Origin of the sequence: Streptomyces sp. NPDC003720 (assembly GCF_042875075.1) — a bacterium.
Classification (GTDB): Bacteria; Actinomycetota; Actinomycetes; order Streptomycetales; family Streptomycetaceae; genus Streptomyces.
In genome coordinates this window covers 473,298-490,202 of the sequence record NZ_JBIANZ010000006.1, presented here as the reverse complement: position 1 = coordinate 490,202, position 16,905 = coordinate 473,298, and the positions used below count along the sequence as shown (strand labels likewise).

Here is a 16,905-nt window from a genome sequence, read left to right as displayed (position 1 = left end):
GCCGTCCGACGCACACGGGAGACCGCCGCCGTCCGCGCGCGGGCGGGCAGGGCATGCCACCCCCCCACCCCTGAGCGAAGGATCGGAAAGACATGAAGCTGGACACAGAGCTGTACATAGCCTCCGCCGCCTCGTGGCTCCCGCACGCCCGCCCGCTGGGCGAGGCCGTCGCCGCGGGCCTCGTCGACGAGGAGCACCAAAACCTCGGCTACGAGTCCATCACGGTGGCCGAGGGCGTCTCCGGGCCCGAGATGGCGGTGCGCGCCGGACGGTTGGCACTGGAGCGGGCGGGATCGGACGGCCACGAGGTCGGCCTGGTCCTGCACTCCACGTGCGGCTACCAGGGCCACGACATGTGGCCGGCGGCGTCGTACGTCGCCAACGAGACCGTGGGCCGCGCGGCCGCCGGTTTCGAGCTGCAGCAGCGCTGCAACGCCGGGCTCGGCTCGCTCACCCTGGCGGCCGGGCAGATCGCCGCCGGGTTCACCGAGGCGGTGCTGTTGACCAGCGGCGACAACTTCGCGCCGCCGTGGGTCGACCGCTGGAACGTGCAGCTCAACCTCATCTTCGCCGACGGCGGCAGCGCCATGCTGCTGTCCGGGCGCGGCGGCTTCGCCCGGGTCCTCTCCGCACGCGTGGGCGCCGACAACTCGCTGGAGCGCTGGAACCGGGGCCTGGAGCCGTTCGGCGCCATACCGGGCCGGGAGATGCCGGTGCCGCTGCGCGCCCGTGGCCGCCAGCACGCCGTCACCGCGGAGGCCGAGGGCTCCTGGGAGCGCATCGAGGCCGGGCTGAAGAGCACCACGGCCGGCGCGCTGGCCGACGCGGGCGTCACCACCGAGGACATATCGCGCGTGGTGACCCCGCTGATACACCGCGGCGAGTACCCCGAGAACTACGACGTGCTGGGCTTCACCGAGAAGCAGAGCACCTGGGACCTGGGCCGCCGGGTGGGCCACATCGGCGCCGGCGACCAGTTCCTCGGCCTCGAACACCTCGTCACGCAACGGGCCGTGGGCCCCGGCGACCTCGTCCTCATGGTGGCGGCGGGGGCCGGTTTCAGTTTCTCCGCCGCCGTCGTCGAGATCCTCGACGTCCCCGACTGGCAGTAGCGCGCGTGCACGCCGGTTCCGGTCCGCCGTGCCGGCCGGGCACCCGCAGGACAAGAAAGGAACCGTCAACCATGTCCCTGCAGCAAGCGCGGACAGCCGGCGCGGAGACCCGGGAGCGGGCGCCGGCCGGCCCGCACTGGGCGACGCTGCCGCTCATCCTGGTCGGCACGTTCGTGATCACGCTCGACGTGTTCATCGTGAACGTCGCCATCCCCGAGACCCAGCGCGACCTCCACGCGAGCGCCTCCGCGGTGGAGTTCGTGGTCGCGGGATACGCCCTCGCCTACGCCGCCGGCCTCATCACCGGCGGCCGGCTCGGCGACCTGTACGGCCGGCGGCGGATGTTCCTGCTCGGCGTCGCGCTGTTCACCCTCTCCTCCGCCTGGGCGGGCATGGCGCCGACCGCCGGGCAGCTCGTCGTGGCCCGCATCGCGCAGGGTCTCGCCTCCGCCCTGATGGGCCCCCAGGTGCTGGCCATCATCGGCGTCACCTACGCGGGCCAGGCCCGGGTCAGGGCCTTCAACGCGTTCGGCCTGACCATGGGCCTCGCGGGTGTCTTCGGACAGCTCATCGGCGGTCTACTGATCCACGCCGACATCGCCGGCCTCGGCTGGCGGACCTGCTTCCTGGTCAACGTGCCGGTCGGCGTCGCCGCGCTGCTGCTCGGACCGCGGCTCATCCCCGAGTCCCGCGCCGAGGGCCGGGCGCACCTCGACCCGCTCGGCATGGTGCTGGTCTCGGCCGGCCTGGTCGCGGTGGTCCTGCCGCTCGCCGAGGGCCAGCAGCAGGGCTGGCCGCTGTGGACGTGGCTGTGCCTGGCCGCGTCGCCGGTGCTGCTCCTGCTGTTCGCGGTGTACCAGCGGCGGCTGGCGAACACCGGCGGCAGCCCGCTGGTCAACCCGGTGCTGTTCCACAAGCGGCCGTTCACGGTCGGCGTCGTCACCGGTGTCGTGTACTACTCCGGCATGGCGTCCTTCTTCCTGGTCCTCGCCCTCTACCTGCAGGCCGGGGTCGGGCTGACGGCCCTGGAGTCGGGCCTGGTCTTCCTGCCGCTCGGCGTGGGCTTCCTGGCCACCTCGCTGCTGGCCCGCAAGGTGGCGGCCCTGCTCGGCCGTCAGGTCCTCGCGGTGGGCGCCCTGGTGCTGCTGGCCGGGCTCGGCGGGCTCTGGGAAGCGGTCGACCACATCGGCACCGAGGGCGCGGTGGCCTGGCTGGTGCCCGGACTGCTGGTGGGCGGCTCGGGCATGGCGATGGTGATGGCCCCGCTGGCCTCGATCGCCCTCGCCGGCACCGACCCGCGCTACGCAGGCTCCGCCTCGGGCGTGCTCTCGACGGCCGCGCAGGTAGGCGGCGCGGTGGGCGTGGCCGCGGTCGGCGTGGTCTTCTACCACGTCCTCGGCCAGGGCACCGGTCCCGGCGCCTACGCCGACGCCTTCAAGGCCAGCGTCTACCTGCTGGCGCCGCTCGCGCTCGCCGTGGCCGCGCTGGTCCAGCTCATCCCGCGTCCCAAGCCGGTCCCCGCCTCCTGAGCGCGGCGGGGCCCCGCCGGGGTCACGGAGAGAGGGCGGGCACGCGACGGCGTGCCCGCCCTCCCACGCGTGGTCCGCGGTTCAGGAGACGGCGTGGCTCAGCCAGAAGTCCAGCAGCTCGCGGTCGCCCGTCACCGTCACGCGCGGGCCCTCCGGCCGCAGCCGCCCCTTCACCACGAGCAGCAGGTCCGCGGGGGAGGCGACCACGGTGACGTCGGCCGGGGCGCCCTCCGGGGCGTCCCGGCCGACCCGCACACCGTCCGGGGCGCAGGTCACCAGCCAGTTCGAGACCCGGCCCGGAGCGCCGGCGGCCGACCGGAAGCCCAGCGTCTCACCGCCGCGCGGCACCTCGGCGAACAAGGGGGAGTGGAACGGCCCGGCCTCGGGCACGCCGAACGCCACCAGGCAGAAGTCCACGCAGTCCAGGGCGACGTCGGCGGCCGGCTCGAAGGGCCGGCCGGCCAGCAGGTCCACGTCCGCGCGGTGCACGGTCGTCTCGTACATCGCCCAGCGCGGCCAGAACTCCTTGTTCTGCTTGCCGTGCGGCGCCCAGACGGGCGCCTCGGGACCGATGCCGTCGATCGCCTCGATCAGCCGCTCGGCGCCCTCGGTGACGAACCGCGCCCGCGACGAGGGGTCCAGCAGCCGGCTGTCCGCCGCGGACTCCCGCGCCCCGAGCCCGGCCACCCGCTCGGTCCAGCTCGTGCCGTCGTCGTCGGCGCCGGCCCCGCCGCCGCCCGGCAGGACGAACTCGGTGCTCCGGCTGGCCAGGATGGTCGTCGCCCACTCGTGCCCCTGGCGCACGTGCCGCACCAGGTCGCCCAGTGTCCAGCCGGGGCAGGTCGGAACCGGCTCCGTCAGCGGGAGGTCCCGGGCGGCGTCCGCGAAGCGGGCCGCCTCCCGGCGGAGTTCGGAGGTACAGCGGTCCATGGGCAGCGGAACGTACGTCTGTGCGGTCATGAGGTCCTACTCCGGTCGGTGAACGTGCACGGCTCTGTCCCCGGAGATCCGCGGACCGCCGGGGCATCCAGCCCATTCGAACCGCGCACACTGACACGTTACTGATCATTCCGGGCAACCCGCTTTGCGGCGTCAGGCGCGTGTCAGAGACGGGTCAGCGGCACTTGGCAGAGTCATCCCCGTCGCACGCTCCTCCTCGCCGGGGCCGGGGCCGCATCCGTGGCCCGCGTCCGCCCGCGGCGGGGACACCCCCCATCGTTGCCGTGCCGGTTGCGCCGGCGCGTCCGACGTGAGGAGAACGCTCGTCATGGCAGACACCGCAGCCCCGGGGCCGACCCGGGCCCTGATCGTGGCAAACCCGGCCTCCGGCAGTCACAGCCCCGAACTGGTCCGCCAGGTCGCGGAGCTGTGCGAGTCCTGCCTGGACCGCGCCGAGGTCCACCTGACCAGCGCGCCCGGCGACGCGACCGGCGCGGTGCGCCGGGCGCTGGAGCGCGGGGACGGCGCACCCGACCTGGTCGTCGCCATCGGCGGTGACGGCACGGTCCGCGAGGTCGTCCAGGGGCTCGTCCCCGCGACCGGCCGGGCGACCCTCGCCGTCGTGCCCGGCGGCACCGGCAACTCCGGCTACAAGATGCTGTGGGGCGACCGCCCCTGGACCGAGTCGCTGAAGGCGGTCCTGACCGACTCCGGCATCGGCGGCAGCGCCCGCCTGCGCCGGCTCGACCTGGCCCGCCTCGCCGAGACCCGCAACTACGTCTATCTGGGCGCCTGTTCGGGCGTGATCGCCGACGCGCTGATCACCGCCCGGGAGCTGCCGCTGACCGGACGCGAGCGCTACGCCCGCGCCTTCGCCGACACGGCCGCGGGCTACGCGCCCTATCCGGGCCGGGTCACCGTCGACGGCCGCGTGGTGCACGAGGGCCCCACGGTCCTCGCCAACGTCGGCGGCGGCCCCTACCGCGGCGGCCGGTTCAAGGTGCTGCCCGACTCGCTGCTCGACGACGGACTGCTCGACGTCTGCGTCATCGGCGGCGAGGTCCCCGCGGCCGACGTGCCCGGACTGACGCTGGAGGCGGCGCACATGGACCACCCGGCGACCGTGTACGCGCGCGGCCGCCGGATCACCGTCGAGCGCACCGACGGCCACCGGCTGCCGCTGGAGCACGACGGCGAGTACCAGCACGGCATCGGCGCCTCGGCCACCTTCGAGGTGCTCCCCGGAGCCCTCCCGGTCTGGGCGCCCGCCACCCCCTGAAGCCCGTACCAAGCCACCTGCCGGAATCACAAGTAAGCAAGACACGAAGGAGAACGCCCGCATGAGCGACCTGACCACCACCGTCTCCCGCTACCTCGACATCTGGAACGAGGCGGACGCCGACAAGCGCGCCGCGGCCATCGCCGAGCTGTTCACCGCCGACGCTCCGTACATCGACCCGCTCGCCGCGGTCGAGGGTCACGAGGGCTTCGGAGCCGTGGTGGCCGGCGCCCGCGACCAGTTCAAGGGCCTCACCTTCGAACTGCACGGCACCGTCGACGCCCACCACAACCAGGCCCGCTTCCAGTGGGGCCTGGTGACCGAGCCGGGCGCCGAGCCGATCGCCATCGGCTTCGACGTCCTCGTCACCAACGACCAGGGCAAGATCCAGGGCGTCTACGGCTTCCTGGACAAGGTCCCGGCCGCCTGAGCACGCACCCAGCGCGGGAGCACCGGGACCGCCGGTGCTCCCGCGTTCGTGCGCACACCGCCGACGCACGCACGGCAAGGAAGGTAGCCGCCTCATGACCGCTGTCCTCGGGGAGAGCGTGGCCCAGGCCCTGTGCGCCGACTGGGCCGAGCAGGCACACACCCTGCCCCGGGCCGCCCCCGGCCGCGCACCGGCCGACACCCCCTTGCGGGAACTCTCGCACTGGGCCGCGTCGCTGCGCCCGCAGCACGTCCCGTGCCGGGTGCTGAAGCTCGCCGCGAGCCAGGTGCTGTCGCAGATCGCCTCCATCCGGGCCGGCCTCCAGCACCCCCTCGGCAGAAAGCTGGTGGCGGCCTTCGGGCACCCCATGCAGCGCGACCCCCGGCAGGCCGCCGGCGTGTTCGCCGCGCTCGGATCGTGGCTCAACCTGGACGACACCGCCTACGCCGGGCACCTGTCGAACTCCACGGTCGCGGTCCCGCTCGCCTTCGCCTACGCCCGCGGGCTCGACGGACTCTCGCTGCTCACCGCGGTGGTCGCGGCCAACGAGTGCGCGGCCCGCATCACCGCCTCCGCGACCCTCGGCCCGCTGCGCGGCCAGAGCGCCGTCCACACCCACCTGGCCGGCGCGGTGGCGGGGCGGCTGCACAGCGACCGGGCCTCCGCGAGCCTCTTCGAGAACGCCTTCGGACTGGCCTTCGCGATGCCCAACTGGCCGTTGATGCGCGCCTTCCTGGCCAGCGACGCCCGTCTGTTCAACACCTTCACCCCGGTGCGCACCGCGATGGACGCCTGCGACGCGGCGTACGCGGGGCTGCGCGGGGCGCCGGACATCATGGAGCACAGCGACGGTTTCCTGGCCCGGTTCGCCACCGTGCCGCTGCCGCAGGCGGTGGCGAAGGGGCTGGGCCGGCGCTGGCACACCGACACCCTCTCGTTCAAGATGCACCCCGGCGGCCCCGGCATCGACGCCGCGGTGGACTGCGCCGCCGAGATCCACCGTGAACTCGGCGCGCTCCGGCCCCGGGACGTGGCCGAGGTGGTGGTCGAGGCCTCCCTGTACACGCTGTTCGCGGGGGAGCGGGCCGCCCGCTACGTCACCGGCCCCGGCTCCCCGCTGGGCGCGCTGGTCCTGGACGTGCCCTACCCGGTGGCCACCACCCTGCTGACCGGCGAGTTCTCGGTGGACGACTTCTCCTCGCCCGCCGTGGACGACCTCGACCGCTGGGCGCTCGCCAAGCGGATCCGGCTGGAGCACGACACCGAGATGACCCGTGAACTGTTCCTGTCCGACGCGCCGTTCGGCGAGGCCGTGCGCGAGGCGGGGGACTCGGCCGTACCGTGGCTGCGCGGCTTCGGCGGCGACGAGCTGGTCGACCTGGTCGGGGCGCTGCAGGCCGACGACCGGGACTTCTCCCGCTCCACCAAGGCCACCGGCGCCCGCGTCACCGTACGGCTGACGGACGGCCGTACGATCTCCCGCACCCGGCTGATCCCGGTCGGCGCCGCCGGTCCGGAGACCCGGGCGGACCACGCCGCACTGGTACGGGAGAAGTTCCTGGCGGTGGGCGGCTCCCACGAGGTCGCCGACACGGTCGGCGGCCTGCACCGGATGCGCCCGCGGGCGGTACGCCGCTGGATAGAGACGGCGTTCCTGGACTGACCGCCTCACCCCGCGCACCGTCCACGCGCGGTGCGCGACATCAAGGCGCTCTCATTGCTCGGCCGACGGTGCCGACACCCTCCGTGTGGCCCTGCCGGGGACGTCAGTCGTTCTCGCGGGCGGACAGGACCGACGGTCCGGCCGCAGGGCGGCGGAGCGCGGCGACGAACTTGTAGCGCGAGCCCCGGTAGACCGAGCGGACCCACTCCACCGGGGTGCCGTCGGCGTCCCGCGAGTGCCGGGACAGCAGCAGCATCGGCAGGCCCACGTCGGTGGCGAGGAGCTGGGCCTCGCGCGGCGTCGACAGCGAGGTCTCGATGGTCTCGTCGGCGTCGGCCAGGTGCACGCCGTACACCTCGGCGAGGGCCGTGTAGAGCGAGGGGTACGTGGCCAGCGAGTGCCGCAGGCCGGGGAAGCGCCGTACGGACAGATGGGTCGCCTCGATCGCCATCGGGTCGCCGCTGGCCAGCCGCAGCCGCTCGATGCGCAGCACGCGCTCGCCCGCGTCGATGCCGAGGAGCGCGGCCAGCCGGGCGTCCGCGGGCACCTCGCCGATGTCCAGCACCTGCGAGGCGGGCTCCAGGCCCTGGGCGCGCATGTCCTCGGTGTGCGAGGTGAGTTGCAGGGTCCGGTACAGCTTGGGCTGGGCGACGAAGGTGCCCTTGCCCTGGATGCGGTCCAGCCGGCCCTCGCCGACCAGCTCCTGCAGCGCCTGCCGGACCGTGGTGCGCGAGGTGCCGAGCCGGACGGCGAGCAGGCGCTCCGCGGGCATCGCCGAGCCGGGTTCGAGGGCCCGCGTCATCTCCAGCACCTGCTGCTTGATCCGGTAGTACTTCGGCACGCGCGCGGTGCGGCCGGGCACCCCCCTGGGGTGCTGGGCGCTGCTGACGTCGGTGGCCATGCCTGCCTTCCCGGCTGTGGGGGGTGGAGCTCCCGTTATAGCGACCAACCGCCCTATGGTCTAGTCCAACTGGCCCGAGAGGTCTAGTCCAGTACGCCGACCGGGCCGGAAGGGGATGAACGCGCTCCGGTGACTTTCTCGTAACGGCCGGAACGCCTTTCCGAACCGCCCTTGACACTCAAAAAGGTCTAGGCCAAGCTCCACCGTACTGGTCTACACCATTAGTGACCGGGTCCCGAGCCCTACGTGCAACAGCGTCGTACGCAGGTCACCGCCGAGGGCGTGGGGGGATTAGTGGCATCCCTGAGGAGGGTGGCGTGAAGCGCAAGCTTGCTGCCGCGATCGTGATCGCGGGCATGATGGTCTCCGTCTCGGCGTGTGGCGGCGACGACGACAAGGACACGGGCAAGAACGCGGGACCGGACAGCTTCAAGGGCCAGACCCTGACGGTCTGGACGATGGACGGCTCGGCGCCGCCGCAGTGGTCGAAGGACGTGCAGGCGGCCTTCGAGAAGAAGACCGGCGCGAAGCTGAAGTTCGAGATCCAGAAGTGGGACGGGATCCAGCAGAAGATCACCACCGCCCTCTCCGAGTCCAACCCGCCGGACGTCATCGAGGTCGGCAACACCCAGACCCCGGCCTACGCCGCCACCGGCGGCCTCGCCGAACTGGGCGACCTCAAGCAGGAGATCGGCTCGGACTGGACCCCGTCCGTCTCGCAGTCCTCGGTGTACGAAGGCAAGCAGTACGCCGCTCCCTGGTACTTCGCCAACCGCGTCGTCATCTACAACAAGAAGATCTGGGCCAAGGCCGGCATCAAGGACACCCCGAAGACCCGGGACGAGTTCTTCAAGGACCTGGACGCCATCGGCAAGAAGACCGACGCCGAGCCGCTCTACCTGCCCGGCCAGAACTGGTACTTCTTCGACGGCCTGACCATCGGCCAGGGCGCCGACCTGGTGAAGAAGCAGGGCGACAAGTACGTGTCCAACCTCGGCGACCCCAAGGTCTCCGCGGCCATGGAGCTCTACAAGAAGTACGCCGGCTACTCCAAGGCCCCCAAGGACAAGGACGAGGCCACCCCGCAGCAGGCCACGGTCTTCGCCAAGGGCAAGACCGGCGCCTTCATCGGCATGGGCTGGGAGGCCGGCACGGCGATCCAGGCCAACAAGTCCATCGAGAAGGACCTCGGCTACTTCACCATCCCGGGCGAGAGCGCGGACAAGCCCGAGGGCGTCTTCCTCGGCGGCTCCAACCTCGCCGTCGCCCAGGGCAGCAAGAACCAGGCCCTGGCCAAGGAGTTCCTGAAGATCGCGCTGTCCGACCAGTACGAGGGCCAGCTCGCCAAGCTCAACGGCGTCATCCCGAACAAGGAGTCGCTGGAGAGCAACCTCAAGGGCAACGGCGCCGCCGAGGCCGCCGCTCCCGGCGCCGCGGCCGGCGGCACCACCCCGCTGATCCCCGAGTGGGCCGCGGTGGAGAACACCCCCAACCCGATCAAGTCCTACATGACCGCGGTGCTGAACGGTAAGTCCCCCGCGGCCGCCGCAAAGCAGGTCGAGGCCGAGATCAACAAGCGCCTGGCCCAGCAGAACTGACGACCCGCGCCGGGGGCGTCCGCCGACGCCCCCGGCCCGGTCGTCCGTACCGCCCGTAACGCCCGTACAGCCCACAGCCCGTACGGTCACGGAAGAGATGGCAACTCATGTCAGTGCAGACCGAAGGCACGGACACGGCCGGGGAGCCCGCTGTCCACAAGGCCCGGGTGCCGGCGCCGCCCGGCGGTGAGGACGGCGGCTCCGCCCCGTCGGCCCGCCGCGGCGCCGCGGCTCCCTATCTGCTCCTGCTGCCGGCGCTGCTGGCCACGCTGATCCTGCTCGGCTGGCCCCTGGTGAAGAACGGCATGCTGTCGTTCCAGAACCTCAACCCGCGCCAGCTCATCCAGCACCTCACCGAGTGGAACGGCGGCGACAACTACACAGAGGTCCTGTCCGGTTCGGACTTCTGGCACGTCGTCGAACGGTCGGTGGTCTTCACGGCGGTCAACGTCGTCCTGATCATGCTGCTCGGCACCCTGACCGGGCTGCTGCTGGCCCGCCTCGGCAGGAAGATGCGGCTGCTGCTCCTGCTGGGCCTGGTGCTCGCCTGGGCCATGCCCGTCATCGCGGCCACCACCGTCTACCAGTGGCTGTTCGCCCAGCGCTTCGGCGTCGTCAACTGGGTGCTGGACAAGCTCGGCTGGCACTCCATGGCCGACTACAACTGGTTCGGCTCCCAGCTCTCCACCTTCTCCGTGATCACGCTGCTCATCGTCTGGCAGTCGATCCCGTTCGTGGCGATCAACCTGTACGCGGCCACCACCACGATCCCCAGGGAGCTGTACGAGGCCGCGTCCCTGGACGGCGCCGGCGCGTGGAAGAGCTTCACCTCGGTGACCTTCCCGTTCCTCAGGCCGTTCCTCTACGCCACGACGTTCCTCGAGGTCATCTGGGTGTTCAAGGCGTTCCCGCAGATCTTCGCGATCAACGAGGGCGGCCCCGACCGCCTCACCGAGACCCTGCCGATCTACGCCTTCGTCGAGGGCGTCGGCAACCAGCACTTCGGAGTCGGCGCGGCGATCTCCTTCCTGACCATCCTGGTGCTGCTCGTCATCACCTCGTACTACCTGCGCATGGTGCTCAAGCAAGAGGAGGACGAGCTGTGAAGCGCTCCGTCTTCGGCCGTGTCTGGCCCAACGCGACCGCCGTCGTCCTCTTCGCTGGCTTCGTGTTCCCCGTCTACTGGATGTTCGCGACGGCCTTCAAGCCGACCGGCGACATCATTTCCGAGAACCCGGTCTGGTTCCCGACGAACGTCACCGCCGGCCACTTCTCCAAGGCCGTGCACGCCGACCACTTCTGGACCCTGGTCCTCAACTCCGTCACCGTCACGGTCAGCGCGGTGCTGCTGTCGCTCGTCATCGCCCTGTTCGCCGCGTTCGCGCTCGCCCGGATGCGGTTCCGGGGGCGGCGCGGCTTCATCGTGACCTTCATGCTGGCGCAGATGGCGCCCTGGGAGGTCATGGTCATCGCCATCTACATGCTGGTCCGCGACAACGACATGCTCGACAGCCTGGTCCCGCTCACCGTCTTCTACGCGATCATGGTGCTGCCGCTGACCGTCCTGACGCTGCGCGGCTACGTGGCCGCCGTGCCGAAGGAGCTGGAGGAGTCGGCGATGGTCGACGGCTGCACCCGCACCCAGGCCTTCGTCCGGGTGATCTTCCCGCTGCTCGCGCCCGGTCTGATGGCCACCTCGCTGTTCGGCTTCATCACCGCGTGGAACGAGTTCCCGCTGGTCCTGATCCTCAACAAGGACATCGAGAAGCAGACCCTGCCGCTGTGGCTGTCCCAGTTCCAGACCGCGTTCGGTGACGACTGGGGGGCGACGATGGCAGCCTCGTCCCTGTTCGCCCTGCCCATCCTGATCCTGTTCATCTTCCTGCAACGCAAGGCTGTCAGCGGTCTGACCGACGGCGCCGTGAAGGGATGACGCCCCCGATGACAACACTCGCCACTGGGCCGGACACCCTCACCCGGGACGCGCTCGCGGTGCTTCAGCCGGGGTTCGACGGCACCACCGCCCCGGACTGGGTGCGCCGCCGGCTCGGCGAAGGCCTCGCCTCCGTCGCCCTGTTCGGCCGCAACGTCGTCTCCGAGGAGCAGGTCACCGCGCTGACCGCGCAACTGCGCGCGGAGCGGGACGACCTGCTGGTGGCCATCGACGAGGAGAGCGGGGACGTCACCCGCCTCGACGTGCGCACCGGATCGTCCTTCCCCGGCAACCACGCGCTCGGCGCCGTCGACGACCCCGGCCTCACCCGGGGCGTGGCGCGCGAGCTGGGCCGGCGCCTGGCCGCCTGCGGCGTCAACTTCGACTGGGCGCCGTCCGCCGACGTCAACGCCGACCCCGAGAACCCGGTCATCGGGGTGCGCGCCTTCGGCGCGGACACCGAACTGGTCGCCCGGCACACCGCCGCCTGGGTCGAGGGCCTGCAGTCCACCGGTGTCGCCGCGTGCACCAAGCACTTCCCCGGGCACGGCGACACCAACGTCGACTCCCACCTCGCGGTGCCGCGCATCGACGTGGACGCCGAGACGCTGTACGCGCGTGAACTGCCCCCGTTCCGCGCCGCGATCGCGGCCGGCAGCCGGGCCGTGATGAGCGCGCACATCCTGGTCCCGGCCCTCGACCCGGACCGCCCCGGCACCCTCTCCCGCCGCGTCCTCACCGACCTGCTGCGCGGCGAACTCGGCTACCGGGGCCTGATCGTCACGGACGGCATGGAGATGCGCGCCATCTCCGCGACCTACGGCCTGGAGCACGGCGTGGTCCTCGCCATCGCGGCGGGCGCGGACGCCATCTGCGTCGGCGGCGGCCTGTGCGACGAGGCCACCGTGCTGAGTCTCAGGGACGCCCTCGTGTCCGCGGTGCGCTCCGGCGAGCTGCCGGAGGAGCGGCTGGCCGAAGCGGCCTCGCGGGTGCGGGAGCTGGCGCGCTGGACGGCCGCGTCCCGCGCGGACGCCGGGACCGTCGAGCCCGAACCTGAGATCGGCCTGGCCGCGGCCCGCCGCGCGCTGACCGTGACCCGCGGCGCCGCCGCCGCGCCGGTCACGGAACCGGTGTACGTCGCCCGGTTCGACCCGGCGCCGAACATCGCCGTCGGCGACGAGACGCCGTGGGGCGTGGCCGCCGAGCTGACGCGGCTGCTGCCGGGCAGCGCGGCCGGCTCGTTCACCGGACCCGAGGCGGGCCGCGAGGCCCTCGCGGCGGCGGCCGGCCGGCGGGTCGTCGCCGTGGTCCGCGACGAGCACCGGCACGGCTGGATGGGCTCCGCCCTGGACGCCCTGCTCGCCGCCCGCCCGGACACCGTCGTGGTCGAGATGGGCGTCCCGCAGGCCCCGCCCCGCGGCGCCGCGCACATCGCCACCCACGGCGCCGCCCGGGTATGCGGGATCGCGGCGGCGGAGGCCGTCGTCGCGGGCTGAGCGGCCGCGCCACGGCCGGCGCCGGGCCCCGCACCGGGCCCGGCGCCGGCCTCTTCGACTCTCTTCGTCACGACCGCGAGTCGTCCGGCGCCCCCCGCGCCGGCGGCGGGCCGCTCAGGCCAGCGAGAGGAAGAGCTTCTCCAGCCGCGTCCGCATCTGCCCGGGGTCCTCGCCGTCCTTGCGGCCCGCCTCCATGTCCGTGATGCACTGCTGCAGCCCGGTGGCGATGATCGCGAAACCCGCCCGGTCCAGCGCCCGGGACGCGGCGGCCAGCTGCGTGACGACCTCCTCGCAGTCCCGGCCCTCCTCGATCATCCGGATCACGCCCGAGATCTGGCCCTGCGCGCGGCGCAGACGGTTCAGGACGGACTTCAGTTCCGCACCCGCGAGATCCAGTTCCACGATCACTCCTAAAAAATACCCCTAGGGGTACTGTACGTCCCGGTTCGGGACACCGTCGACCACCGACGAGCACAACGCCGGCGACCGCTCCCGTCATCCCGGCGCGTCGCCGGACCCGGAGTCGGACCCGGAGCCGGGCCTCACAGCTCGAGGCTGAACCAGGTCGTCTTGCCGTCGTCGGTGGGACGCACGCCCCAGTCGCCGGCGAGGGCGCGCACCAGCAGCAGGCCGCGGCCTGACTCGTCGTCCTCCGTCGCGCTCCTGGGCTGGGGCAGATGCAGGCTGCGGTCGCCGATCTCCACGGTCAGGGAGGTGTCCGTGCGGCACGCGCGCACCCCGATCGGTCCCTCGGCGTGCTGCACGGCGTTGGTGAGGATCTCGGAGAGCAGCAGGAGGGCGTCGTCCGCCACGTGCGCGCAGTCCCAGGCGACGAGCGCCTTGCCCAGGAAGTCGCGGCCGGTCCGGACCGACTCGGCGGCTGCGGGCAGGTCCGTCGCGAGCGTGGCCAGCGGAGCCGCGGGAAGCTGGGTGAGCAGCAGCGTGACGTCGTCGTGCCCGTCCGCGTCGGGGAGCAGCGTGGACAGCACGTGGTCGGCGGCGGCCTCCAGGTCGGGCGGCGTGTCCGGCAGCTTGTCCAGCGTGGCGATCAGCTCGGTGAGCTGGTCCTCGATGTCGGTCCCCGGCATCTCGATCAGACCGTCCGTGTACAGCACGAGCGTGGCGCCGGGCGCGACCGTGGTGCGGCGCTGCTCGTAGATCACACCGCCGACCCCGAGGGGGGCGTTCACGGGCGCCGGGAGCACCTCGGCGCTCCGGCCCGGCGCGGTGACGAGAACCGGCAGGTGACCGGCGGAGCACATCGTCACCTCGCCCGTGTCGGCGGCGATCACCAGATAGCAGCAGGTCACCAGCTGGTCCGGTACGTCGAGGTCGGCGACGACGCTCTCCAGCGTCTGCATGAGCTGCCGCGGCTGCACCCCGGTCTTGGCCAGCGCGTGCGCGGCGGAGCGCAGTTGCCCCATGACGGCGGCGGCCTCCAGACCGCGCCCCATGACGTCGCCGATCAGCACTCCCACCCGGCCGGCGCCCAGCGGGATCAGGTCGAACCAGTCGCCGCCCACGCCCGCGCCCTGCGTCGCCGGACGGTAGCGGCTGGCGGTGGCGAGGCCCGGGATGGCGGGCGGCGTGCCCATCAGGCTGCGCTGCAGCGTGAGCGCGATGTGCCGCTGCTGCTCGTACAGTTCCGTCAGCTCGGCCTCGGCACGCTTGCGGTCGCTGATGTCCCGGACGATCGCGCACGCCCCGACGACCCTGCCGTTGCGGCCCCGCGTCGGCCACAGGGTGACGTCCACGTCCAGCAGGTCCCCGGAGCGGGTGACCCGCAGCGTCTCGAAGTGCTCGACCTTCTCGCCCCGGCGCAGCCGCTTCAGGAGCGCGGTGATCTCGTCCCCGCGTTCGGGCGGCGCCAGCAGGGACACGTGACGCCCCAGCACCTCGTCCGCCGTGAACCCGTACAGCCGCTGGGCCGCCGCGTTCCAGTACGTGATGTGGCCGTCGAGGGTCTTGGCGAGGATGGCGTCCTGCGAGGACTCGACCAGCGCGGCGAGTTCGGTGATGCGCTCCTCGGCGGCCTTGCGTTCGCTGACGTCGCGTACGGCGGCGGAGACGAGGAGGCCGTCGGCGGTCTCGAGCGGGCTGAGGCTGATCTCGACGGGGAACTCGGTGCCGTCCTTGCGCAGTCCGTAGAGGTCGAGTCCGGCGCCCATGGGGCGGACCTGCTGGTTGTGGGTGTAGGCGTCGCGGTGTTCGGTGTGGTGGCGGTGGAAGCGGCCGGGGACGAGGAGTTCGACGGGGTGGCCGAGGAGTTCCTCGCGGCGGTAGCCGAAGAGCGCTTCGGTCTGGGCGTTGACGAGGCGGATCCTGCCCTTGTCGTCCACGATCACCATCGCGTCCGGCGCCGCCTCCAGCAGCCCCCGGAACCGCTCCTCGGCGGCCTTGCGTTCGCTGACGTCGCGTACGGCGGCGGAGACGAGGAGGCCGTCGGCGGTCTCGAGCGGGCTGAGGCTGATCTCGACGGGGAACTCGGTGCCGTCCTTGCGCAGTCCGTAGAGGTCGAGTCCGGCGCCCATGGGGCGGACCTGCTGGTTGTGGGTGTAGGCGTCGCGGTGTTCGGTGTGGTGGCGGTGGAAGCGGCCGGGGACGAGGAGTTCGACGGGGTGGCCGAGGAGTTCCTCGCGGCGGTAGCCGAAGAGGGCTTCGGTCTGGGCGTTGACGAGGCGGATCCTGCCCTTGTCGTCCACGATGACCATCGCGTCCGGCGCCGCCTCCAGCAGCCCCCGGAACTTCTCCTCGGCGGCCCCCGGCGCCGCCGTCCGGTCGGGCGCCGCGCACCGGCACGGCTGCGGCGGCACCGCGCCGGCGGAGTCCGGTGGCCGCGCCGCGGTCAGGTCGCTCGTCGTCATCGATCGCCCCCCAGGCTCGACATGAGACGGGCCATTCCAGTGGACTCCGCGCCGCGGCACGACGACATGTCGCTTAGTGACGCCACAGCGCCCGAACCTGTCGCCCCCGGTGGACAAGCTGATCACTCCGCGCCTGTCCACCCGATCATGACTGCCGGAAAAATTCGGTGCGCCTCATCTGCAACCTATCGCCGGTCCTGGCCGGAAAAGTTCGGGAAACGGTTCCCGATGAGCGGTACGGCCGCCAGGAGGTGGCGTGGACATCCAAGGAGAGCGTTCCGGCGGGCGCGGGCCGGTGCCGCACGGCGGGCACCCGGAGGCACTCACCGCCGTCCCGGCCCGCCCGGTGCACCGGGTGCTGTTCCGCCAGTGGTGGCAGGACGTCGTCCTCCTCCACTGGGAGGCCGATCCGTTCGAGGTCGCGCGGCTGCTGCCGCCCGGCACGACCCCCGACCTCCTCCACGGCCGCACCTATGTGGGCCTCGTCTTCTTCCGCATGCGGGACCTCGCCTTCGGGCATCTGCCCCCGGTGCCCCGCCTCGGCACGTTCACCGAGGTCAACGTGCGCCTGTACAGCAGGGACGCACTCGGGCGGCGAGGGGTGGTGTTCCGCTCGCTGGACTGCGACCGGCTGCTGCCCGTCCTCGTCGCGCGGGCGGCCTTCGGACTGCCGTACCGCTGGTCGCGCACGTCTCGCCGCTGGTACGGGGAGCGGCTGCTGTACCGCACGCGCGGACGCGGCGGCCGCCGCACCGACGCCCACGTCTGGGTCGACGTCACCCGCGAGCCCGTGCCGCCGGGGCCGCTGGACGAGTTCCTGACCTACCGCTGGGGTCTGCACGAGAGCGTGCTGGGGTGCACCTACTACCTGCCCAACACCCATCCGGCGTGGACGTTCCGGCGGTGCGCCCTGCTCGGCTGGGACGCCTCGGCGGTCGCGGCGGCCGGGCTCACCCCGCCGGCGGGCGACCCGGTCAGCGTGCTGTACGCCCCGGGGGTGCCGGTCCGCTTCGGCCCGCCCGCGCGGCTCGCGCCGACGCGCTGACCCGGTGCCGGGTCACCCGAGGCGCCGACTTGCAAGCCGGGGGCCGCCAACCCATGACCGCGGTCGTCGCCGCCCGCCCTTCCGGCCCGCGCCACCGCGGGCCGGACGGGGCGACG

Annotated in this window: 14 protein-coding genes; 10 read left to right on the top strand and 4 right to left on the bottom strand. The window is 72.6% G+C overall.

All coding sequences use genetic code 11. The features are described 5' to 3' along the window. Positions 1-92: 92 nt before the first annotated feature. Positions 93-1,112 carry a ketoacyl-ACP synthase III family protein gene (locus tag ACFYU0_RS19525; protein ID WP_389302699.1) on the top strand — a complete coding sequence of 340 codons (1,020 nt, stop codon included), beginning with the start codon at positions 93-95 and terminating at the stop codon, positions 1,110-1,112. 71 nt (positions 1,113-1,183) lie between these two features. Beyond that, on the top strand, positions 1,184-2,641 hold the full coding sequence (locus ACFYU0_RS19520; RefSeq protein ID WP_351666710.1) for an MFS transporter: 1,458 nt from the start codon (positions 1,184-1,186) through the stop codon (positions 2,639-2,641). An 81-nt stretch (positions 2,642-2,722) separates the two neighbouring features. Here the strand turns inward: ACFYU0_RS19520 and ACFYU0_RS19515 are convergent, their stop codons facing one another. Continuing rightward, complete coding sequence (locus ACFYU0_RS19515) at positions 2,723-3,601, bottom strand: maleylpyruvate isomerase N-terminal domain-containing protein (protein ID WP_389302696.1); 879 nt, start codon at positions 3,599-3,601, stop codon at positions 2,723-2,725. Positions 3,602-3,908: 307 nt separating this feature from the next. Here ACFYU0_RS19515 and ACFYU0_RS19510 point away from each other — a divergent pair, with 307 nt between their 5' ends. The 3 genes from ACFYU0_RS19510 (at position 3,909) to ACFYU0_RS19500 (ending at position 6,952) form a co-directional block, all read left to right on the top strand. Beyond that, positions 3,909-4,859 carry a diacylglycerol/lipid kinase family protein gene (locus ACFYU0_RS19510; RefSeq protein ID WP_389302695.1) on the top strand — a complete coding sequence of 317 codons (951 nt, stop codon included), beginning with the start codon at positions 3,909-3,911 and terminating at the stop codon, positions 4,857-4,859. A gap of 61 nt (positions 4,860-4,920) precedes the next feature. Beyond that, the gene (locus ACFYU0_RS19505; RefSeq protein WP_351666716.1) at positions 4,921-5,289 is read left to right on the top strand and encodes a nuclear transport factor 2 family protein; all 369 of its coding nucleotides are present in this window, start codon (positions 4,921-4,923) and stop codon (positions 5,287-5,289) included. A gap of 94 nt (positions 5,290-5,383) precedes the next feature. Continuing rightward, the gene (locus ACFYU0_RS19500; protein ID WP_389302692.1) at positions 5,384-6,952 is read left to right on the top strand and encodes an MmgE/PrpD family protein; all 1,569 of its coding nucleotides are present in this window, start codon (positions 5,384-5,386) and stop codon (positions 6,950-6,952) included. A gap of 103 nt (positions 6,953-7,055) precedes the next feature. Here ACFYU0_RS19500 and ACFYU0_RS19495 read toward each other — a convergent pair whose 3' ends face one another. Then, a complete protein-coding gene (locus ACFYU0_RS19495) occupies positions 7,056-7,853 on the bottom strand; it encodes a GntR family transcriptional regulator (RefSeq protein ID WP_389302689.1) in 798 nt (265 codons plus the stop codon). Positions 7,854-8,170: 317 nt separating this feature from the next. On the opposite strand from ACFYU0_RS19495, the gene ACFYU0_RS19490 reads away from it, so the two are divergent. The 4 genes from ACFYU0_RS19490 (at position 8,171) to ACFYU0_RS19475 (ending at position 12,880) form a co-directional block, all read left to right on the top strand. Beyond that, complete coding sequence (locus tag ACFYU0_RS19490; RefSeq protein ID WP_351666722.1) at positions 8,171-9,451, top strand: extracellular solute-binding protein; 1,281 nt, start codon at positions 8,171-8,173, stop codon at positions 9,449-9,451. A gap of 107 nt (positions 9,452-9,558) precedes the next feature. Then, a complete protein-coding gene (locus tag ACFYU0_RS19485; RefSeq protein ID WP_351666724.1) occupies positions 9,559-10,557 on the top strand; it encodes a sugar ABC transporter permease in 999 nt (332 codons plus the stop codon). Further along, on the top strand, positions 10,554-11,384 hold the full coding sequence (locus ACFYU0_RS19480; protein ID WP_389302686.1) for a carbohydrate ABC transporter permease: 831 nt from the start codon (positions 10,554-10,556) through the stop codon (positions 11,382-11,384). Before ACFYU0_RS19485 ends, ACFYU0_RS19480 begins: the two co-directional genes overlap by 4 nt. Positions 11,385-11,392: 8 nt before the next feature. Further along, a complete protein-coding gene (locus ACFYU0_RS19475) occupies positions 11,393-12,880 on the top strand; it encodes a glycoside hydrolase family 3 protein (RefSeq protein ID WP_351666728.1) in 1,488 nt (495 codons plus the stop codon). 114 nt (positions 12,881-12,994) lie between these two features. Here ACFYU0_RS19475 and ACFYU0_RS19470 read toward each other — a convergent pair whose 3' ends face one another. Continuing rightward, on the bottom strand, positions 12,995-13,282 hold the full coding sequence (locus tag ACFYU0_RS19470) for a metal-sensitive transcriptional regulator (RefSeq protein ID WP_351666730.1): 288 nt from the start codon (positions 13,280-13,282) through the stop codon (positions 12,995-12,997). 140 nt (positions 13,283-13,422) lie between these two features. After that, positions 13,423-15,744: a PAS domain S-box protein gene (locus tag ACFYU0_RS19465; RefSeq protein WP_351666732.1), complete on the bottom strand. Its 2,322-nt coding sequence runs from the start codon at positions 15,742-15,744 to the stop codon at positions 13,423-13,425. A gap of 256 nt (positions 15,745-16,000) precedes the next feature. Between ACFYU0_RS19465 and ACFYU0_RS19460 the strand changes: the two genes are divergently transcribed. Next, the gene (locus tag ACFYU0_RS19460; protein WP_389302682.1) at positions 16,001-16,789 is read left to right on the top strand and encodes a YqjF family protein; all 789 of its coding nucleotides are present in this window, start codon (positions 16,001-16,003) and stop codon (positions 16,787-16,789) included. Positions 16,790-16,905: the final 116 nt, after the last annotated feature.